We start from the raw sequence: 20,854 nt of genomic DNA, 5'->3' as shown, positions 1-20,854 counted from the left end.
CGGAAAGGGATCTGACCCTGATCGACGGCGCCCGACCGCGACGTCATTCGCGCTTGCGCGATTCCAGCAGGTCCAGGTTGCGGATCAGGCGCCGCGAGATCTCATCGGAGATCACCCCGCGCCGGGTCAGCCGGAACAGCTCTTCGCGCTCGGCATTCAGGCCCGCGCTGCGCAGCTGGCGGTAGCCCAGCTCCATGCGCCGCACCTTCTCCGGGTCCACGTCGGGCCCGTCGCTGTCTTTCTCCAGGTGGCGCTGGTACAGCAGGCTCACCCGCGAGGCGGCGTCGTTGTACAGCTGCACGTTCTCGGTGTTCTGGTTCATCACCATCTGCTGGCGCATGCGCTCGACACCGGCCAGTGCGGCCTTCGACGACAGCCGGCGCGCCAGGTCCTCTTCCTTGCGCTCACCCGAATCGGACGGCAGCTGCAGGCCCTTCAACAGCCGCGGCAGCGCGATGCTGGCGCCCAGCAGCGAGAACAGGATCACCGACGCGGCCAGGAAGATCACCAGGTCACGCGCCGGGAACGCACTGCCGTCGGGCAGGAACAGCGGCAGGGTCAACACACCGGCCAGGGTGATCGCACCGCGCACGCCGGCCACCGAGGTCGCCACCACGATGCGCCAGTTCGGAGCCTCGCCCCGCTCCAGGCCGCGACGACGCGCGCGCAGCAGGTTCCAGCGCAGCGACAGCCACACCCACAGCAGGCGCAGCACCACCAGTGCCAGATTGATCACCACCACATACACCAGCAGCCACCACGCACTCTGGTGGCCGGTCTCGTTCATGGTGGTGGTGGCGCGTTCGACGATGCCCGGCAGCTGCTCGCCCAGCAGCACGAACATGATGCCGTTGAAGCTGAACTGCAGCATGTTCCAGACCCCGGCGCGCTGCACGCGCATGCTGCCGGAGACGCGGCCGGTCAGCTCGACATAGCTCATTGCGATACCGGCGGCGACCGCGGCGAGAATGCCCGAGGCATGGATCTCTTCGGCCAGCAGGTAGGCCGCGAACGGAATGAGCAGGTTGACCAGCATCGCCGCGCCCGGCTCTTCGCCGAAGCGGCGCCACAGCCAGCGCTGGAAGGTGGACACACCCAGCGTCACCGCCACGCCCACCGCCAAGCCCGCCACCGCCACCCACACGAAGGTCAGCGAGGCCGTGGCCAGCGAGAAGGTGCCGGTCATCACCGCTGCCACCGCGAAGCGGAAGCAGACCAGGCCGGACGCATCGTTCAGCAGCGACTCGCCCTCAAGGATGTGCATCAGGCGCTTGGGAATGGGCGCCTTGGAGGCGATCGCCCCGACCGCCACCGGATCGGTCGGCGACACGATGGCCGCCAGCGCGAAGCACACCGCCAGCGGCATCACCGGAATCAGCCAGTGGATCAGGAAACCGGCGCCGATGACGGTGAACACCACCAGGCCGAACGCCAGCTCGAGGATCGCGCCCTTGTCGCGGAACAGGCCCTGCTTGGGGATGCGCCAGCCATCCAGGAACAGCAGCGGCGGCAGGAACAGCAGGAAGAATACCTCCGGCTCCAGCGCATGGCCGCGGTTGAACACCCCGGCGATGACCGCGCCCAGGCCGATCTGCACCAGCGGCAGCGGCAACGAAAACGGCAGGACGCGAACCAGGTAGCCGCTGGCGACAACGGCCACCAGCATCGCCAGGACGACTTCAATGGTATGCATGCTTCTTCCAGGAAGCGGCGCGCGGGGAGGCTCGAGGGCCAGCGCCGGAAACCCGGAAAAAACTACCACATGCGGCCATGACCGCGACGGCCGGGGCCGTCGCGCGTCAGCCCCGGCTCATGCCCCGTCGAAGCGGTACAGATCCATGGCAAGGAAGCCGGCATCGATGCCGGCGTCGATGCGGCGTGCACCGAAGCCGCCCTCGCCGGCCGCGCCCATCGCGAAGAACAGCGGCAGCAGGTGCTCATCGGTCGGGTGCGCGCGTTCGGCGAACGGCGCCTGCCGGCGGTAATCCAGCAGGGCCTTGCGGTCGTCGGCGGCCAGGCGCTGCTCCACCCATTCGATGAAGGGCCGCACGTACGGCGCTTCCTTGCCATCCTGGTAGTCTCCCCAGTCATGCAGGTTGTGGGTGATGCTGCCCGAGCCGACCAGCAGCACGCCCTGATCGCGCAACGGCGCCAGCGCGCGGCCGAGCGCGAACTGGTGCTCAGGGCCGAGCAGCGGTTGGATCGACACCGGCACCACCGGGATGTCGGCCTGCGGGCGCAACAGCCGCAGCGGCACCCAGGCACCGTGGTCGAGGCCACGCTGCGGGTCGAGTGCCACCGGCAGGCCAGCGGCGGCGATGCGGCCGGCCACCTCTTCGGCCAGCGCCGGATCGCCCGGCGCCGGATACTGCAGTTCGAACAGCGCGCGCGGGAAGCCGCCGAAGTCGTGGATCGTCGGTGGCTGCGGATGCGCGCCGACCAGCGGCTGCCGGCCCAGCCAGTGCGCCGAGGCCATCACGATGGCGCGCGGCGTCGGCAGGTCGCGCGCCAGCTCGGCCAGGCGCACGCCGACCTGGCCCGGATGCAGGGCGGTCATCGGCGAACCATGCGAGATGTACAGCGAAGGCAGGCGGGACATGGAATTCTCCAGTTGCAGGGTCAGGCGGCGATCAGCGCGAACGCAGGGTCCACTTGCCATCACCGACCAGGAACAGCACCACCAGCGCCAACGCCCAGAACGCCGGGTATTCCCAGCCGCCGCCGGCATTGGCGAAACCGAAGCCGTTGGCGCCATGCACGGTGACGATGGTGCCCAGCAGCAGCGGCACACCGACCAGGCCCACCCAGCGCGCGTAGATGCCCAGCAGCAGCGCGGCGGTGATCACCAGCTCGACGCCGATGGTGAGGTAGCCGAGCACGCCGGGCAGGCCCAGCGACTCGAAGAACGCCGCCGTACCGGCCGGGGTGAATACCAGCAGCTTGATCAGCGCATGGACCAGGAACAGCACGCCCAGGGCCAGGCGCAGCAGGGTGGCGCCGTACGGGGCCAGCGGCGAAACAGGAGCGGTCGTGGTGTACATGGGGAACCACCTTGAAGGGAGTAGGCACAGGTTATTGCGCCTTCACGGGCCGATAAATACGATCGTTTGACCGTATTTATTTCAGAAGGCGCAACAATGGACACCCTCGAGGCGATGCGCGTGTTCGTGGCGGTGGTCGAGCGCAACGGCTTCAGCGCCGCCGCCCAGGCCCTGGACATGTCCACTGCCGGCGTCACCCGCCAGGTCGCGGCACTGGAAAAGCGCCTGTCCACCCGTCTGCTCCATCGCACCACGCGCCGGGTCAGCCCGACCAGTGCCGGCGCTGCCTACTACGCCCAGTGCGTGCGCCTGCTGGCCGAGTTCGACGCGCTGGAGGCCAGCATCGGCGCGCAGGCGCTGAAGCCCTCGGGCACGCTGCGCATCAACGCCCCGGTCAGCTGGGGCATTGCCCGCCTCGGCCCGTTGCTCGCCAGCTACCGCGAACGCTTCCCGCAGGTGGAGCTGGACCTGGCCCTGTCCGACCGCCTGGTGGACATGGTCGAGGAAGGCTATGACGTGGCCATCCGCATCACCCGCGAGCCCGGCCCCACGCTGATCGCCCGCCGCCTGGGCGAATCGCGGGTGAGCCTGTGCGCCGCGCCGTCCTACCTGGCCGCACGCGGCACCCCACAGACGCCGCAGGACCTGCAGGCACACGCGTGCCTGAGCTACAGCTACTGGGCCGCCGGCAACAACTGGCCGCTGCAGGGGCCCGGCGGCGAAGTGAAAGTGGCGGTGAACAGCCTGCTGCACGCCAACAACGGCGACGTGCTGCGCGAAGCGGCGATCGCTGGCATGGGCGTGATCCTGCAGCCGGATTTCCTGCTCGAAGACGCTTTGGCCGATGGCCGCCTGGTGCGTGTACTGCCCGAGTGGGAGGCCGCGCCGATCGGCATCTTCGCGGTCTATACCAGCCGCAGCCATCTGGCGCCAAAGGTGCGCAGCTTCATCGACCATCTGGTGGAGGCCGGGGTATAGCCGAGTCTGGCGTCTGCCGGCCAGCGGCCGGCACTACCGTCATGTTGCGGTCGGATAGTGCCGGCCACTGGCCGGCAGATGCGAAACCCGATCAGGCAGGAACTTCATCCAGCGCGTCGATGATCCGTTCCAGCGGCGCCGGCCGCCCCAACAGATAGCCCTGCACCTGGTCACAGCCGTGCGCAGCCAGCCAGTCCAGCTGCCCGGGCGTTTCCACGCCCTCGGCGATGATGGTCAGGCCCATGCTGTGGCCCAGCGACAGCAGCGCGCGGCAGATCGAGGCATTGCGCGGGTTGGTTTCCACATCGGCAACAAAACTGCGGTCGATCTTGAGGATGTCCAGCGGCAGATGCTGCAGGTAGGACATGCTGGAATAGCCGGTGCCGAAATCATCCAGCGACACGCTGATGCCCTGCTCGTGCAGGCGCTGCATGGTCTGCATCGCCTGCGCCGGCTTGCGCATCAGGCTGCTCTCGGTCAATTCCACGTGCAGCGCGCCGCGGGCCAGGCCGAACTCCTGCTGGGCGCGGGTGAACTCGGCCACCAGGTCGCTGTTGAAGAACTGCACGGCGGACACATTGACTGCGATCGGCAGCTCGCCCCAGCCGGCCTCGACCAGCCGCCGCTGCGCCTTGGCCGCCGCACGGATCACCCAGCGGCCCAGCGCCAGGATCAGCCCGGTGTCCTCGCACAGCTGGATGAACTCGTTGGGCGGAATGAAGCTGCCATCGGCCTGTGGCCAGCGCAGCAGCGCCTCCAATGCCGCCGGGCTGCCATCGCTGGCGTGCCGGATCGGCTGGAAATACAGCTGGAACTCGTTGTCGATGGCCGCATGGATGCGCCCGGCCAGGCGCAGGCGATCGGCCAGGCGCGTGGTCACCGCCGCGTCGAACCAGACCACCACGTTGCCCTCGGCGCGCGCGGCGTGTGCGGCCTGTGCCGCCATGCCGATCACCTGCTCGGCCGAGTGGCCATCACCCGGCACATGCACGGCCACACCGATGCGCGGCTCGAACTGGTGCAGCGAATCCTTGCCCCGCATCGGCGCCGACACGATCTGCAGCAGATCGTCCAGCACGCGCTGGGTATCGTGCCCGGCACCGATGGCGAACACGAAGTCCTCCGCCGGCTGGAACGCCAGCGTGCCGCAGCGCGCACCCAGGCCACCGAGCCGGGTCGCCATCGACTGCAGCACCGCATCGCCGATCTCGCGGCCCAGCGTATCGGCCACCAGCTGCAGGCCGCGCAGCTGCACGAAGGCGATGGTGTAGCCCTCTTCCTGCTCGTCCAGCTGCTCGGTCAACGCGCGCACGTTGAGCAGGCCGGTGGCCGGGTTGTGCCGCGCCTGATAGGCCAGGTCGCGCTCATAGGCCAGCCGTTCGCTGACATCCTCGGCCAGCACCAGGCACGCGGGCTGGCCATCGAAATCGAGCCGGGACAGGTGTGCGCGCACTTCGAACACACTGCCATCCTTGCGCCGGTGCAGGCGCACGGTGGCATCCTGCAGCTCGCCGACACGGGCCTTGGCGATCGCGCCCTTCACCTCGTCCCAGCCTTCGCGCGGGCGGATGTCGAGGATGCTCATCGCCAGGAATTCCTCGCGGCTATAGCCGTACTGGCGCACGGCCGCATCGTTGACCTCGATGAAGCGCAGCGTGTCCGGATCGAACACCCAGAACGGCGCCGGATTGCGGTCGAACAGCAGGCGGAAGCGGCGCTCCACTTCGCTCATCTGCTCGCGGGCCTGGTAGCGCTCGGTCAGATCGCTCAGCGCACCGATCATGCGCCGCTCGCTGTCGGCCACTTCCACCCGCTGCCCACGCGCGCCGACCCAGCGCACCTGGCCACCGGGCAGCACCAGGCGGAACACCTCGTCGAGTACCGCGCCGCCGGCGAAGGCCTGGTCGAAGGCCTGCTGCAGCCGTGCCGCATCATCGCGGTGCACGCGTGCGAAGAAATCCGCTACGGGCAGCGCATCGGTCTGCACGCCGAAGATCTCGCGTGCCAGCGGCGACCAGCGCAGCAGCGCGGCGTCCTCGTCCACATACCAGGTGCAGATGCGGCCCACCTGGTGGGCCAGGCGCAGCTCGGCGTGGCCCGCCTTCAGCTCCTCGGCCATCGACTGCTGGCGGCGGGTACTGCGGCGCACGGCGTACAGCAGCACCAGCAGCACCACGGTGTAGGCCAGCACGATCGCCACCGACGCCTGCAGGTACGGCCACCAGGGTGCCAGCACGTCCTCGTTGGCCAACCCGACCTGCACCGCCAGCGGACTGCGCTCCAGCGTGCTGATGGTGATGATGCGCGGCACGCCATCCACCGCGCCCGGCAGGCTGCCCAGCTCGACCACCGCCTGCTTGCCAAGCAGGTCGCGGCGCGGCAGATCGTAGCGACGGCCGACCGTGCCATGCGGGTCCGGCACGCGGGCCAGCATGTAGCCTTCGGCGTCGCTGATCGAGACCAGTCCGTTGGGGCCAACATCCAGACCACCGATGATGCGCTGCAACTCACCGCAGCGCAGCCGCGCCAGCAACCAGCGATCGCCCGTCATCGGCAGCGCCAGCGGAACCACCCAGCCATCGTCGCTGGCGCGCTGGGGCGGGCCGATGTACAGCGCGCTGCCCTGGCCACGGCGCTGCGGGTCGGTCCACAGCGGCAGGTTCAGATCACCCTTGCCGGCGGTGATCGAGCGGCCATGGCGATCGAGTACGACAATGCTGTGCAGTTCGGCATGGCGGCGCAGCACGCCGTCGATCGAGGCATCCAGCAGTGCCGGCGCCTGTGCGGGCACGCTGCGGAACAGTTCGGCAGCGTCGGCTGCAATGCCGGACATCGCCCGTTCCAGGTTGCGCAGCTCCAGCGCCAGCAGGCGCTCGCTGCCCACCGCCAGCGCGCGGCTCTGGCGCTGCGCGGCCTCCAGCCGGCGCTGGTGGTCGTTGATCAGCATGGTGGCCAGGCCAGCCACCAGCAACACGCCCAGCAGCACTCCGCCCCAGGTAATGGCGCGCAGTGGCCGGGCCAACGCCCGTTTCAGCGCGGGCATCGGTTGAGCTTCCTTGTGCTGTCGGCTGGCTTCATGCGCGAACGAATCCTCCACATCCCCGACCTCAACGGCCGGCGGACGCCATTCTTGACGCCTGACCCGCCCCCGCATGGCCACCTCCCCGTGTCCGCGCAGGGCTCCTGGGGCCAGCATGCACCACGCCGGTGACGGCGTGAAGATCGCTTCGGCGCGTTCAGCCAGATCCTGCACAGGACAGGCGGCACCAGGGGACGGCGGGCCGGGCCGGAGCGGATTAGACTTGGGGTTTTCCGCTGCAAGAGAAGTCCATGTCCAAGCTGCGCCGTCCCACCCTGGCACTGGCCATCGTTGCCAGCCTGTCCCTGGCCGCCTGCGACCGTCCGGCCGAACCGGCGGCCGGCACCGCCGCGCCGGCCGATGCCGCGCCCGCTGCGGCCAAGCCGATGCTGGGCAGCTTCGGCTTCGATGCCAGCGGCATGGACCGTAGCATTGCCGCCGGCGATGACTTCTTCGGTTTCGCCAACGGCACCTGGGTCAAGAACACCGAGATCCCGGCCGACCGCTCGCGCTTCGGCAGCTTCAACGTCATCGCCGAGAAGACCCTGGCCGACACCCGCGCCATTCTCGAAGGCGCCGCCGGCAACACCCAGGCCAGCGGTGACGACAAGCTGATCGGCGATTACTACGCTGCTTACATGGACGAGGCCGGCATCGAGCAGCACGGCATCGCACCGGTGCAGCCGCAGCTGAAGGCCATCGAGGCCATCACCGACAAGGCCGGCCTGGCCCGCACCCTCGGTGGCGAAATGCGTGCCGACGTCGACCTGCTCAACGCCACCAATTTCTACACCGACCGCCTGTTCGGCCTGTGGGTGTCGGTGGACATGCTGCAGCCGGACCGCACCGCGCCCTACCTGGTGCAGGGTGGCCTGGGCATGCCGGACCGTGACTTCTACCTGGGCGGCGGCCGCATGGCCGAGCTGCGCAAGCAGTACCAGGCCTACATCGCGCAGATGCTGCAGCTGGCCGGCGTTGCCGACCCGGCCGGCAAGGCACAGCGCATCCTTGCGCTGGAGACCAAGATCGCGCAGGCGCATGCCACCCAGGAAGAAACCAACGACGTGACCAAGGGTGCCAACCCCTGGACCCAGGCCGATTTCAATGCCAAGGCGCCGGGCATGGACTGGAACGCCTTCCTCGATGCAGCCGCGCTGGGCAAGCAGCAGGACTTCATCGTGTGGCAGCCCAAGGCCGTGGCCGGCCTGTCCAGGCTGGTCGCCACCGAGCCGCTGGACGCCTGGAAGGACTACCTGGCCTTCCACGCGCTGGACCGCGCCGCCGCGTACCTGCCGAAGAAGTTCGCCGATGCCCGCTTCGCCTTCCATGGCACCGCGCTGAGCGGCACGCCGCAGCAGAGCGACCGCTGGAAGCGCGCCGTGGATGACGCCAACCATGCGGTCGGCGAAGCCATCGGCAAGCGCTATGTCGAGAAGCACTTCGACGCGAAGACCAAGGAGCGCGCGGACGAGATGGCGAAGAACATCATCGCCGCCTTCGCCAAGCGCATCGATGCGCTGTCGTGGATGTCGCCGCAGACCAAGGCGCATGCCAAGGCCAAGGTGGCCGGCCTGACCGTGGGCATGGGCTACCCGGAGAAGTGGCGCGACTACGCCGGTCTGGAGATCCGCCGCGATGACGCACTGGGCAACGCACAGCGCGCCGAACTGTTCGAGTACCAGCGCAACATCGCCAAGCTGGGCAAGCCGGTCGACCACAGCGAGTGGGCGATGCTGCCGCAGACCATCAACGCGATGAACGTGCCGCTGGAAAACCGCCTGGTGTTCCCGGCCGCGATCCTGCAGCCGCCGTTCTTCGACGGTGCTGCCGACGACGCGGTGAACTACGGCGCCATCGGCGCAGTGATCGGCCACGAGATCAGCCACGGCTTCGACAACGCGGGCGCACTGTTCGACGAAACCGGCAAGCTGCACAACTGGTGGACCGCCGAGGACCTGAAGCAGTTCAACGCGGCCGGTGATGCGCTGGCCGCGCAGTTCAGCAGCTACGAGCCGTTCCCGGGCGTGCATGTGAACGGCAAGCTGACCCTGGGCGAGAACATCGCCGACGTGGCCGGCCTGGGCACCGCCTACGATGCCTACCAGCTGTCGCTGCAGGGCAAGCCGGGCCAGACCCTGGAAGGCTTCACCCCGGACCAGCGCTTCTTCCTCGGCTTCGCCCAGGCGTGGCGCAGCAAGAGCCGCGAGCAGGCCCTGCGCAATTCGCTGCTGACCGACGTGCATGCACCGGGCCAGTTCCGCGCACTGACCGTACGCAACATCGACGCCTGGTACCCGGCGTTCGAAGTGAAGGAAGGCCAGAAGCTGTACCTGGCGCCGGACAAGCGGGTCAAGGTGTGGTGATGTAACCGGAACGGGCGCCGCAAGGCGCCCGTTTCATTTCCCGGTAGCTGCCAACCCTGGTCAGCACAAGCCTCGCTCTGGTAGCTGCCAACCTTGGTTGGCAAATGCCCAGCTCTGGTGGGTGTCGACCTTGGTCGGCACATGCCTCGGCTCTGGTGGGTGTCGACCTTGGTCGGCACATGCCTCGGCTCTGGTGGGTGCCGACCTTGGTCGGCACGGGGTAGGAATCCACGCATGGCGTGGATCTACCGGCGGGTGGTGGCAACCATCAGCAGAGCGCTCGCAGCCAACACCGCGGCAACCCACAGATTCGCATGCAGGCCCATGCCATCCAGCAGCCGGCCACCGCCCCACGCGCCGAGCGCGATACCGATGTTGAACACGCCCACATACAACGCGGTGGCGATCTCCACGGCCTGCGGTGCCGCCTTCATCATCCAGCTCATCAGACCCACCGATACGCCGCCATAGGCCATGCCCCACAGCAGCAGCACCGCGATGCCACCGCTCGGTGTGTTTCCCACCCACAGGAACAGCAGCGGCGTCAGCAGCAGGCCCGAGGCGATGGCCAGCACCGTACCACGTGGATGCCGCGCAGCCAGCGGCCCGGCGATGAAGTTGCCGGCGATGCCAGCCAGCCCGTACCCAAACAGCAGTGCACCGATCCACGATGCATCCACGCCCGATACGTACGTCAGCAGCGGCCGCACGTAGGTGAAGGCGATGAAGTGCCCGGACACCAGCAGTACGGTCAGCCACAGGCCACGCCGCAGATCGCGCTGGCCAAGCTGCTGCGCGAACTGCCGCGGCCGCACCGATGCGCTGACCGGCAAGGCGGGAACCACCCGCAGATGCAGCAGCATCACCGCCGTACTGAACAACGCCATCGCCACGAACGCGCTGCGCCAGCCCAATGCATCGCCGATCAGCGCACCCAACGGCACGCCCAGCACCGATGCCGCGGCCACCCCACCGAAGATGATCGAGGTGGCCATGCCGGTGCGGTGAGCCGGCACCAGGCGCGCGGCCAGACCGCCGGCGATGGCCCAGATGCCGCCCATGCAGAACCCCACCAGTACGCGCGCGGCCAGCAGCCAGCCGATGCCCGGTGCCAGCGCCGAAGCGATGTTGGCGACCAGCAGAAGCGCAAGCAGCGCGCACAGGATGCGCCGGCGATCGATGCCACCGGCTGCGATCACCACCAAAGGCGCGAACAGCGCCGCCAGCAGGGCCGGCAGGGAGATCATCAGGCCGGCGGTACCGGTGGAGGCGCCGAGATCGTCGGCGATCGGGGTCAACAGGCCCACCGGCAGCATTTCGGTGGTGACCACCGAGAAGGTGGCCAGGCCGACGGCGGAGGCTGCCCACCACGGATGGCGGGGCACAGGTGCGGCATGCGCAGGCGATGAAGCGCTCACGGGATGATTCCTTCAGGGGATGTGGTCGAAGCAGACGGGCGCAGCGCACGTTGCGCGAGCACGGCGAACAGCAGCACGCCACCGCCTGCCACCAGCGCAACGACAAAGCCGCTGCGCACGCCCCCCGCATCGACGCTCTGCCCGGACAGCGCGGCACCCAGCGCCACACCGATGTTCAATCCGGCCAGCAACCAGGTCATGCCTTCGGTCAGGCGCGATTCGGGCACGCGCTGTTCGACCAGCGACATCGCCACGATCATCGTCGGCGCGAAGAACAACCCGGCCACCAGCACCGCCACGGCCAGCGCCGGCAGGCTGCCGACCCACAGCAGCGGCAGCGTGGTCAGCGCGGTGGCCGCTGCGCCCAGCAGCAACAGGCGCTGCAGCGGCGCCCGCAGCTTCAGTGCACCGAACAGCAGGCCCGCCGCGCAGCTGCCCAGCGCATAGGCCGACAGCACCCAACTGGCAGCCAGTGGCTGCCCGCGCTGTTCGGCGAAGGCCACGCTGGTGATGTCGACGGTACCGACAATCACACCCATCGCCAGCATCAGCAACGCCAGCAGGCGGATCTCCGGCTGCCGCAGCAGCGAGCGCGAGGGTGTTACGCCTTCGCAGCGCTGCAGCGGTGGTTCGGTGCCACGCTGCAGGACCAGTGCGGTCACTCCGATCACCAGCAGCAGGGCTGCAGCCAGCACGCCGGCCTGTGGCCATACCGCTACCGACAACCCGACGGACAACGGTGGCCCGGCGATGAAGGTCACCTCGTCGAACACGGTCTCCAGCGAATACGCAGTCTGTAGCTGCGGGCGTCCGCGATGGATCGCGGTCCAGCGCGCGCGCACCATCGCCGACACGCTGGGCATGCAACCGGCCAGCATCGCCGCAATGAACAGCGTCCAGTCCGGCGCGGCCAGCAGCGTGCACGCAAGCAGCAACAGCAACCCGGCCGCACTGGCCGCCGTAGCCCACGGCAGCACCCTGCCCTGCCCGCGTCGGTCGACCCAACGCGACACCTGCGGCGACAGCAACGCGTAGGTCAGCACGAAGGTGGCCGACACCGCACCGGCCAATGCATAGCTGCCGCGCAGCTGCGACAACAGGGTGATGATGCCGATACCGGTCATCGGCAACGGCAGGCGTGCCAGCAGCCCGGCCAGAGCGAGGCCGGCGGTGCCGGGGGCCGCGAACAGGTCGCGATAGGGGGTGGCCATCAGGTTCTCCAGGGCAGCGACTTGCCTGGCGCACGCGGCGCCACGACAATACATACAGAACGTATGAATAAGAGGCTACATTCATACGCGCCGTATGTAAATAATCATGCACTGTGTATGTAAGGAGCTCCGGATGGTTCGTCGCACCCGCGCCGAGATGGAAGAAACCCGCGCCACCCTGCTGGCCACCGCCCGCCGGGTGTTCAGCGCGCATGGCTATGCCGCCACCTCGATGGACGACCTGACCGCCCAGGCCGGGCTGACCCGCGGCGCGCTGTACCACCACTTCGGCGACAAGAAGGGTCTGCTGGCGGCTGTCGTCGCCCAGCTCGATGCCGAGACCGACCTGCGTCTGCAGGCGATCAGCGATGGCGCGGATGATGCCTGGGACGGCTTCGTGCAGCGTTGCCGCGCCTATCTGGAGATGGCACTGGAGCCGGAAATCCAGCGCATCGTGCTGCGCGATGCGCGCGCAGTACTGGGTGGCGCCTCACCGGAATCGCAGCGGCACTGCGTGCACTCGATGCAGCACCTGATCGAACAGTTGATCGCGCAGGGCGTGATGGCAGCGGTGGATGCGCAGGCGCTGGCGTCGCTGATCTACGGCAGCCTGGCCGAGGCCGCGTTCTGGATCGCCGAGGGCGAGGATGGCGACGCGCGCCTGCGGCAGGCGACGGCGGCGCTGGAGATGCTGTTGCGTGGGTTGAAGTCGACCGGGTGAAGCGCGTCCACGCACGGCGTGGATGAAGCGTTATCGCGCAACGCATGCCAACCAAGGTTGGCACCCACCAGAATCATGGTGTCAGTAGATCCACGCCATGCGTGGATGAAGCTTTATCGCGAAACGCGTGCCAACCAAGGTTGGCACCCACCAGAATCATGGTGTCAGTAGATCCACGCCATGCGTGGATGAAGCTTTATCGCGAAACGCGTGCCAACCAAGGTTGGCACCTACCGGAGCAGTTCGGGCCACTCGCGCAGGACTTCCACCGGCACGCCCATGCGCATGCAGGCGCGGCTGGCGAGGCCATCAGGCAGTGCGCGGCGGAACAGCGGCGCCATGCCCTGCATCAGCTTCGCCGACGCCGCCGCCTGCGCACGCTGGCGTGCATTGCGTTCCAGCATGCCCTCGGCCCAATCCGGCAGCAGCGCCGCACCGGCGCCGAGGAACACTTCGCGCGACAGCCCCGGCACCGGTACCGGCAGGCGCACGCCGGACAACACCTCCAGCACCTCACGCGAGCGTTCGTCCACGCGCAGCTCAGGCTGCCGCGCGCAGAAGTACGCCGCCACTTCCGCCTCACTGCGCGGCACATCCACCGCGCCCAGTGCCTCGGCAACGCAACGGTATTCGTCGTAGTAACGATCGGCGATGTGCTCCGGCACCTCGCGTCCGTAACGACGGAAGCCCTGCAGGAAACCGAAGGCTTCGGTCACATGCACCCAGGTCAGCAGTTGCGGATCATCGGCAGCATAGGTCTCGCCCTGCGCGGTCTGGCCGCGGATCTGCGCATGGATGCGGCGTACCTTCGCCACCAGCGTCTCCACTTCGCTGCCAGGCGCATAACTGGTGCCTGCAACAAAAGCGGTGGTGCGGCGCAGGCGGCCCACCAGGTCCTGCCGGAAGTTGGAATGGTCGTAGACCCCGGCCAGTGCGCGCGGGTGCAGGGTCTGCAGCATCAGTGCGCACAGGCCACCGGCCAGCATCGACGGGAATTCCGCATGCAGTCGCCAGGTGACGCTGTCCGGGCCAAACCAGCCCGGGTCACCCAGCGGGTGGTCGTAATCGATGCCGCTCTGGCCACGCGGGAAGGCCTCCAGGACCCAGCGCCGGATCGGCGCGGTCACGGGGCGGGAGAGTCGCTGCAGCAAAGCCGGCATCACAGGTCCAGGAAAGGCGGAAGAACGGCCACGCGTTGCGCGGTCGGCCCCGATTCTGGTCGATCACGACGCCGACGGCGAGTCTCCGCGCTCAGCTCCGGTTTCATGTGCGCCCGCAGCACGTTTCACCCTGCGACATCCTGTCGCAGGCTGCGACAATGATGCTGCAACGCAACAACATTCACCCATTCAGACAAAACCCTTACGCCGCTAGGCATTCCGCCCATTGCACGGCTCGCTGGAAGTGCTAGAACTGAACCCGCCACACCGTCCAATGCTGATCGACGCACGTTCCACAGGGAGCCAGCCATGATTGCTTTGTTCAAGGGTTTGGGACTACTGCTTCGCGACAACGAGCTCTACAGCAGCCCGTTCGACAAACAGGTCGCGCACTGGCGCAATCTGAGTGAGCAGCAGATCCGCGATGAAGTGGCTGTGCTGGCCCAGGCCAAGTGCCAGTGGCTGATCGCCTCGATCGTCGGCTGGCAGGCAGCGTCACTGCTGATCCTCGGCCTGATCACCAACTACCTGTGGCGCGACGATTACCACATCACTTTCACCCGTGTGGTGGTGGTGTTCGGCTCATGGATCTCGATCCTGTTCGTGATCTGGTTCATGGCCAACATGTTCGACCGCACCGCTGGTTTCGAGCGCTGGATGAAGGCCTTCAACAGCCGCGCCCGCATCAGTTCCAAGGCCGACAGCGTCGAGCACGTGGCCGAGGCGCTGGAGCTGGCCGAGCACTATCCGGAAGTGCTGGACTACAAGCAGGCGGTCACCGCCCGGCGCGAACTGCGCCATGAGGACATCCGCATCATGACCGAGATCGGGCGCATGAAGCAGCACTCCGAACTGGTCGGTCGCCTCAACCATGTCGGCGAGAACGAACACCACCATGACCTGACACTGCAGCCTGCCTACTGACCCTTCAGGGAAGCGGGGGGACCCACAATGCCACCGTGATCACTCACGGTGGCATTGTTCTATAGGGTCCTGGCTGACGCACTGGCGGAAGCCCTTGGGCAGGTCGCGCATCGCCTCGGTTTGTCCCACCGCCACTGCGAACCGGCGCAGCGGTGGCTTTGCGCACGCCGCATCGGTACTGCAGGCAGGGTCCAGCACCAGGTAGTGGCAGTGGCCACTGCTGCTGGCAATGCACTGGAACCGCGCCTCGCCATCGGCCACGGTGCCCTTGCTGTACAGCGTATCCACGCCATTGGCACGGGTGCGGGTGATCGAGGTATTGCTGGACATATCGCAGCCGGCCAATGACAGCGCAGCGATGCAGGCAAGCAGGAACAGGCGCATGGTGCCTCCAGGATGCGGCTACATGCCGCGGAACAGGCTCATGAACGGTTGGCTGACCACCAGTGTCTCGGCACGCCCCCGCAACCGCAGTACACCGCGGCCGGTATCGTCGCGGCTGACCGCCGCCACCGCCTTCATGTTGACGATGGTCGAGCGGTGGATCTGGCGGAAGTGCTGCGGATCAAGCACTTCCAGCAGTTCGCGCAACGGCGTGCGCAACAGGCTCTCACCGGCCGCGGTCACCACGGTGGTGTACTTGTTGTCGGCCCGGAAGTAGGCCACGTCCTCCAGCATGATCAGCTGCGTCTCGCGGCCGTTGCTGGCGGTGATCCAGGCCAAGGGCGGGCGCTCGGCAGCGCCCTGCGATGGGCCCAACCGCTGCAGCAGGCGTTCGAGTACGGCATCGTCCTGGCGCGTTGATGGCAGCCGCGAGAGGATGCGTTCGCGCGTGGCCAGCAGGCGCTCGTCGCTGACCGGCTTCAGCAGGTAATCCATCGCGCCCTGCTCGAACGCGTCGATGGCGTACTGGTCGTAGGCGGTGACGAACACCACCTGGGTACGCGGACTCAGCTCGGACAGCGAGCGCGCCACCTCGATACCACTGATGCCAGGCATGCGGATGTCGAGGAAGGCAATGTCCGGCTGTTTCTCGGCCAGCTGTTCCAGCGCACTGGCACCATCCTCGCACTCGGCCACCAGCCTCAGGTCCGGCCACAGCCGGCCCAGCTGTTCCACCAGTGATTGCCGCAGCAGTTCTTCGTCTTCAGCAATCAGCGCTTCAAGCGGCATGGCTGCGCTCCTTGTTCGACTGCGGCAGGGTCATGGTCGCGGCCACGCCGCTGGGGAAGTTGGCCACGATCGCCACACCGGCCTGCTCGCCGCAGGTCAGGCGCAGGCGCTCGCGCAGATTTTTCAGGCCGATGCCGGTGCCACTGGTGCCCTGGCCGAAGCCGAGGCCATCGTCGGCCACGGTCACGGTCACATGGTCATCGAAGCCACGCGCCAGGATCCAGATCGTGCCACCGCCGGGCTTGGGTTCCAGGCCATGCTTGATCGCGTTTTCCACCAGCGTCTGCAGCGCCATCGCCGGCAGGTGCACGCCGTGCAGTTCGTTGGGCACCTGCACTTCCACCGCCAGCCGCGCGCCCATGCGGATGCGCAGAATCTCCAGGTAGGCGCGGGTGCGCTCCAGCTCCACGCCCAGCGTGGATACCGATTCGTCCACCTGCGGCAACGAGCTGCGCAGGTACTGGATCAGGTGGCCGAGCATCTGCTCGGCACGCGCCGGGTCGGTGCGGGTCAGTACCTGCGCGTTGGCCAGCGTGTTGTACAGGAAGTGCGGTTCCACCTGCGCATGCAGCAGGTTCAAGCGCGCCACCGACAGCTCCTTTTCCACCTGGGTCTGTTCGGCTGCGGCCTGCTCGTCACGGCGCTGGTCGGCCACGCGGCGGCTGATCGCACGGGTGACCGCTTCGGCGTTCTCGAAGTTGCTGCCTTCGTCCAGCGCCAGCAGGTCGGCCCACCAGCCAGCATCGGGTTCGAACAGCAGGGTGACGGTGCTGGTGCCCTGCCCCGGCGTGACCGTGGCCAGCACGCTGTTGCGCTTGATCGCCAGCCGCGCCGGCAGGTTCCAGCGCGACGGCTGGCGGCCGTTCCAGAGATCGACCCGGCGAACATAGGCGCGCACCTGCAGGCTGCCGGCCGAGCTTTCCACCTCCTCCACCCGCGGCAGCTCGCCCACCGCCGCCTCGACCACCGCGAAGGCGTGGCCGGCATCCATCGGCAGTTCGATCTGCCGGCGCTGGCGCCCGGACAGGGTGGCGCCATCGAGGCGGCCGGCCACCAGCCAGACCCGGCGCACATGGGTCACCGCACTGCCCAGCGCCGAGATCATCAGGAACATCACCAGCAGCCCGAACACCCATCCGGGGCCGTCGTTCATGCCGCTGAAAATGCCGCTCCAGACCATGCCGGCCACGAACAGTGCCGCGGCCCAGGCCAGCAGGTGACGGAGGATGAGGGAGAGGCTGGCGATCACGGCGGCGCCTTGGTGGAAGGGGGTGAGCCGAGCATAGGGCGGCCCGCCGGGCAAACAAGCGGGTTGCGACGAAGGCCGGGAAAGCGGGGACGGAAGCCGTTATGGAAACGCCGGGAACGCGCCTGCGCATTCGCGCTGGCGCTCCCACGGCTCGCCTGCGCAAGCCGTGGGCCCCATCTCACCAGCACCCACACCCCCGCGCCTATGGCGCCGCCCCCTGACTCAGGGGACGGTTGCCCGGACCGAGTGCCGTTGCCGGCCAGCGGCCGGCACTACCGAACGCCGCTATTTGCGCTGGTCGGCGCTGGCGTCACGCACGGCGCGGAACGACTCGTCCTTGCTCCAGTTCGGCCAGCTGCGCGAGTTGGCCAGCTGGTTGCCCAGCGTGTACAGCACTTCCAGGTCACGGGCGGCACCGGCGAACACCCAATCCGGCTGCCACTCGTCGCCCTGCTGGTGGTAGCGCTTGGCGGTGTAGTCCTCGGACGCCTTCTTGCCTGCGGCCACGCCACCGTCCACCCAGTCCTGGCCGGCCGACCAGGACAGCGCCGGCACGCCACGCTTGGCGAACGGGAAGTGATCGGAGCGGAAGAACAGGCCGGCTTCCGGCTTCGGGTCTGGCGTGTAGCGGATATCCCAGCCCTTGGCCACGTCCTTCAGCTGATCCAGCAGCTCGAAGCGCGCCGCACCGTAGATGCCGAAGTCACGCGACGGGCCGAACGGCGCCATGCCGTCCATGTTGATCACCGCCACGGTCTTTTCCAGCGGGTACAACGGATGGGTGGCGTAGTACTCCGAACCCAGCAGGCCCTTTTCCTCGGCAGTGACTGCCAGGAACACCACCGAGCGCTGCGGGCGTTTTTCCTTGGCGAAGCCGCGCGCCAGCTCGATCAGCGAGGCGGTACCGCTGGCATTGTCCAGTGCGCCGTTGAAGATGCGGTCGCCGCGCGCGTCCGGTTCACCCACGCCGATGTGGTCCCAGTGCGCGCTGTAGATGATCGTCTCGTCCGGGTGGCGGCTGCCTTCCAGGCGCGCGGCCACGTTGTGCGAGGTGATCACTTCGGTCTTCACCGCGTACTTCGCGTCCAGGCTGGCGCCGGTCAGCGGCACCGGGGTGAAGTCGCGCTGCTGCGCCTTCTTCTTCAGCGCTTCGAAGTCCTGCCCGGCCGAGCGGAACAGCTCCACCGCCAGGTCACGCTGGATCCAGCCTTCCAGCAACGGGTGGCTGTCGGCAGGGTTGTCGCGCACCACGTCGAACATGGTGTTGGTATTGGAACCGGCCACGGTGGCCCAGCCGTATGACGCCGGTGCGGTCTCGTGCACGATCAGCACGCCCAGCGCACCCTGGCGGGCGCCTTCCTCGTACTTGTAGGTCCAACGGCCGTAGTAGGTCATGCCCTTGCCGTCGAAATCACCCTGGCCGGTTTCGAAGTCCGGGTCGTTGATCAGCACGACGGCGATCTTGCCCTTCAGGTCCACGCCCTTGAAGTCGTCCCAGTTGCGCTCCGGGGCCTTCACGCCGTAGCCGAGGAACACCAGCGGGGCCTTGCTGATGTCGACGTTGCTGGCGCCGTTCATGGCGGCACGCACGGCAATCTGCTTGCCCTGCTCCAGCGCAACCGTCTTGCCGCCCTGGTGCAGCGCCAGCTGCGGTGCGCCGACGATGTCGCCCTTGCGCAGCGGCACGGCCTGGGTCCACAGGCGCTTGCCGTCCTTGAGGTCGCCGCCGGGCTGCAGGCCAGCGTCGGCAAACTGCTTGCTGAGATAGGCGATGGTCTTCTCTTCGCCGGCGGTGGCCGGCGAGCGGCCTTCATAGGCGTCGGAGGCCAGTTCCTTGACGTCGGCGGAGATCCGCGCGCCATCGAATTTCGGGGTGGCCGCCATCAGTGCGCTCGACACCGACAGGGCCAGCACGCCCAGTACCACTCGTTTCATTGCTCTCTCCAGCAGGGAAATCCTTCTGGAGTGTAATGGGATTCGGCAGGGCTGCGCCCTGCACCCGCCGAAACAACGGCAACAGCCGAAGCAACAGCGGGAGCTGGCTTCCTGAGGGTAGGCGGGGTGGGTCCGGTTGCGGGGGACGCCGTAAACCCTTCCTTGAAGTGACCCCCGAGACTTGGACGGTTTCAGGCGGCCGATTGGGCCTGCTCCCGGTACTGTACCGGGCTCAGGCCTTTCAGTTTCAGTTTGATGCGCTCTTCGTTGTAGTACTGGATGTATTCCACCAGCCCGGCCTCCAGACTCTCGATGCTGTCAAAGCTGTTCAGGTAGAAGAACTCCGACTTCAGCGTCCCAAAGAAGCTCTCCATCGCCGCATTGTCCAAGCAGTTGCCACGCCGGGACATGCTTTGCTTCAACGAGTGCTTTTCCAGCATGTGCCGGTAGTTTTCATGCTGGTACTGCCAGCCCTGGTCGGAGTGGATCATGGGGCGCTCATCCGGAGAAAGCTTGCTGATGGCTTCGTCCAGCATCTGGCCTACCAGATCGAACACGGGCTGGCGCTTGATCTGATAAGCCACGATTTCGCCGTTGTAGAGGTCCATGATCGGCGACAGGTATAGCTTCATGCCTTGCACCTTGAACTCGGTCACGTCAGTCACCCACTTCTGGTTGGGCCGCTGGGCATGGAACTGGCGATTGAGCTCATTGCCAACCACAACATTGGCGGCCCCCTTGAAGGACCGGTAGCGCTTCACGCGTACCCGTGATTTCAGGCCCATCTTCCCCATCAGGCGCTGTACCCGCTTGTGATTGGTCCGATGGCCCTGGTTGGCCAATTCCAGCGTCACCGTGCGATAGCCATAACGCCCTTGGCTTTGATCGTAGATTGCACGGATGCGCTCGCACAGGGCTGCCTCATCCTGATCCGGATGGGCCAGGACATGGTTCTGGTAATAGAACGTACTGCGTGACAGCTCTGCCGCTTCGAGCAGAAGCGACAACGTATGAACCTGCCTCAATCCTTGGATGGCTTGCGCTTTGCGTCCTGCGCCGCCTGCTCTTCCCGGATCAAGGCATCGAGTTTTTTTAGGTAGTCGGTCTCCGCACGCAGATAGGCGACTTCCTTGAGCAGCTCATCGCGGCTCATATCCTCAGGCGGCTTGGACGAACGGGTCTTTTTCATCGGCTTTCGGGGCGGCGGCAGGGGCGGTGCCAACGCTTGGGCACCACCCTGAGCATACAGGCGCCGCCACTGCCCGACTGCGCCGGCATCGCCAATCTGGAAGTAGGTGGTGGCCTCCCGCCCGGACAGGCCGTCCCGGCTCATCTTCTCCAGGACCGCCAGCTTGAAGGCGAGGTCATAGGACCGGGGCTGGCGGCGAAACCCACGCCAACCGTGCAGCCGATAGGTCGCTACCCAGCGCCTGACCGTGGAGAACTCCAAGCCGTGGCGACGGGCAATGGCTTTGACCGATGTGGAGGTCTTGCAGGCCTCTTTGGCGACCTGCAGTTTGAAACGCGCGTCGTATTTGTTCATGTATCCCTCGGGGTTGGATCTGGCGTCCAACTCCCGGGGGGCACTTCACCCTGGGGGCT

16 protein-coding genes and 1 pseudogene are annotated in these 20,854 nt (G+C 67.2%); 4 read left to right on the top strand and 13 right to left on the bottom strand.

Annotated elements, in window-relative coordinates:
• Positions 1-43: 43 nt before the first annotated feature.
• The 3 genes from ACJ7C5_RS19590 to ACJ7C5_RS19580 form a co-directional block, all read right to left on the bottom strand.
• On the bottom strand, positions 44-1,693 hold the full coding sequence (locus ACJ7C5_RS19590) for a Na+/H+ antiporter (RefSeq protein WP_032128751.1): 1,650 nt from the start codon (positions 1,691-1,693) through the stop codon (positions 44-46).
• A gap of 117 nt (positions 1,694-1,810) precedes the next feature.
• Positions 1,811-2,599: a dioxygenase family protein gene (locus ACJ7C5_RS19585; RefSeq protein ID WP_412704844.1), complete on the bottom strand. Its 789-nt coding sequence runs from the start codon at positions 2,597-2,599 to the stop codon at positions 1,811-1,813.
• A 31-nt stretch (positions 2,600-2,630) separates the two neighbouring features.
• Positions 2,631-3,041 carry a DoxX family protein gene (locus ACJ7C5_RS19580; RefSeq protein WP_412704843.1) on the bottom strand — a complete coding sequence of 137 codons (411 nt, stop codon included), beginning with the start codon at positions 3,039-3,041 and terminating at the stop codon, positions 2,631-2,633.
• Between the two features lie 96 nt (positions 3,042-3,137).
• On the opposite strand from ACJ7C5_RS19580, the gene ACJ7C5_RS19575 reads away from it, so the two are divergent.
• Complete coding sequence (locus ACJ7C5_RS19575) at positions 3,138-4,019, top strand: LysR family transcriptional regulator (protein WP_412704842.1); 882 nt, start codon at positions 3,138-3,140, stop codon at positions 4,017-4,019.
• A 91-nt stretch (positions 4,020-4,110) separates the two neighbouring features.
• Here ACJ7C5_RS19575 and ACJ7C5_RS19570 read toward each other — a convergent pair whose 3' ends face one another.
• On the bottom strand, positions 4,111-7,062 hold the full coding sequence (locus ACJ7C5_RS19570; protein WP_412704841.1) for a bifunctional diguanylate cyclase/phosphodiesterase: 2,952 nt from the start codon (positions 7,060-7,062) through the stop codon (positions 4,111-4,113).
• Between the two features lie 287 nt (positions 7,063-7,349).
• On the opposite strand from ACJ7C5_RS19570, the gene ACJ7C5_RS19565 reads away from it, so the two are divergent.
• Positions 7,350-9,461, top strand: a complete 2,112-nt coding sequence (locus ACJ7C5_RS19565; protein WP_412704840.1) for a M13 family metallopeptidase — start codon at positions 7,350-7,352, stop codon at positions 9,459-9,461.
• A gap of 245 nt (positions 9,462-9,706) precedes the next feature.
• Here ACJ7C5_RS19565 and ACJ7C5_RS19560 read toward each other — a convergent pair whose 3' ends face one another.
• Together ACJ7C5_RS19560 and ACJ7C5_RS19555 are read right to left on the bottom strand one after the other, a co-directional pair.
• Complete coding sequence (locus tag ACJ7C5_RS19560; RefSeq protein ID WP_412704839.1) at positions 9,707-10,879, bottom strand: MFS transporter; 1,173 nt, start codon at positions 10,877-10,879, stop codon at positions 9,707-9,709.
• Positions 10,876-12,090 (bottom strand): MFS transporter, encoded by a 1,215-nt coding sequence (locus ACJ7C5_RS19555; RefSeq protein WP_412704838.1) that lies wholly within the window; start codon positions 12,088-12,090, stop codon positions 10,876-10,878. Before ACJ7C5_RS19555 ends, ACJ7C5_RS19560 begins: the two co-directional genes overlap by 4 nt.
• Positions 12,091-12,223: 133 nt before the next feature.
• Between ACJ7C5_RS19555 and ACJ7C5_RS19550 the strand changes: the two genes are divergently transcribed.
• Complete coding sequence (locus tag ACJ7C5_RS19550) at positions 12,224-12,811, top strand: TetR/AcrR family transcriptional regulator (RefSeq protein ID WP_412704837.1); 588 nt, start codon at positions 12,224-12,226, stop codon at positions 12,809-12,811.
• A gap of 230 nt (positions 12,812-13,041) precedes the next feature.
• Here the strand turns inward: ACJ7C5_RS19550 and ACJ7C5_RS19545 are convergent, their stop codons facing one another.
• Positions 13,042-13,971, bottom strand: coding sequence for an oxygenase MpaB family protein (locus ACJ7C5_RS19545; RefSeq protein WP_412704836.1), 930 nt, complete (start codon positions 13,969-13,971; stop codon positions 13,042-13,044).
• Positions 13,972-14,280: 309 nt separating this feature from the next.
• Between ACJ7C5_RS19545 and ACJ7C5_RS19540 the strand changes: the two genes are divergently transcribed.
• Positions 14,281-14,895 (top strand): hypothetical protein, encoded by a 615-nt coding sequence (locus tag ACJ7C5_RS19540; RefSeq protein ID WP_088023876.1) that lies wholly within the window; start codon positions 14,281-14,283, stop codon positions 14,893-14,895.
• Positions 14,896-14,934: 39 nt separating this feature from the next.
• On the opposite strand, the gene ACJ7C5_RS19535 is transcribed toward ACJ7C5_RS19540, so the two are convergent.
• From ACJ7C5_RS19535 to ACJ7C5_RS19510, 6 genes and pseudogenes are all read right to left on the bottom strand, one after another.
• The gene (locus tag ACJ7C5_RS19535; RefSeq protein ID WP_412704835.1) at positions 14,935-15,279 is read right to left on the bottom strand and encodes a hypothetical protein; all 345 of its coding nucleotides are present in this window, start codon (positions 15,277-15,279) and stop codon (positions 14,935-14,937) included.
• Between the two features lie 18 nt (positions 15,280-15,297).
• The gene (locus ACJ7C5_RS19530) at positions 15,298-15,573 is read right to left on the bottom strand and encodes a LytTR family DNA-binding domain-containing protein (protein ID WP_412704865.1); all 276 of its coding nucleotides are present in this window, start codon (positions 15,571-15,573) and stop codon (positions 15,298-15,300) included.
• Between the two features lie 168 nt (positions 15,574-15,741).
• Positions 15,742-16,068, bottom strand: a pseudogene (locus tag ACJ7C5_RS19525) (LytR/AlgR family response regulator transcription factor); the annotation flags it as partial.
• Positions 16,058-17,317, bottom strand: a complete 1,260-nt coding sequence (locus tag ACJ7C5_RS19520; protein ID WP_094000548.1) for a sensor histidine kinase — start codon at positions 17,315-17,317, stop codon at positions 16,058-16,060. The gene ACJ7C5_RS19520 and the pseudogene ACJ7C5_RS19525, both read right to left, overlap by 11 nt.
• Positions 17,318-17,602: 285 nt before the next feature.
• Positions 17,603-19,252: a M28 family metallopeptidase gene (locus tag ACJ7C5_RS19515; protein WP_088023866.1), complete on the bottom strand. Its 1,650-nt coding sequence runs from the start codon at positions 19,250-19,252 to the stop codon at positions 17,603-17,605.
• A gap of 191 nt (positions 19,253-19,443) precedes the next feature.
• A protein-coding gene (locus ACJ7C5_RS19510) for an IS3 family transposase (protein ID WP_088026290.1) occupies positions 19,444-20,795 on the bottom strand; the annotation gives its coding sequence in 2 pieces (ribosomal slippage) (positions 19,444-20,348 and positions 20,348-20,795; 1,353 coding nt in all).
• Positions 20,796-20,854 lie beyond the last annotated feature (59 nt).

This window comes from Nocardiopsis yanglingensis, from assembly GCF_045809185.1.
GTDB classification, from domain to species: domain Bacteria; phylum Pseudomonadota; class Gammaproteobacteria; order Xanthomonadales; family Xanthomonadaceae; genus Stenotrophomonas; species Stenotrophomonas yanglingensis.
This window is presented reverse-complemented; position numbering and strand designations above follow the sequence as displayed.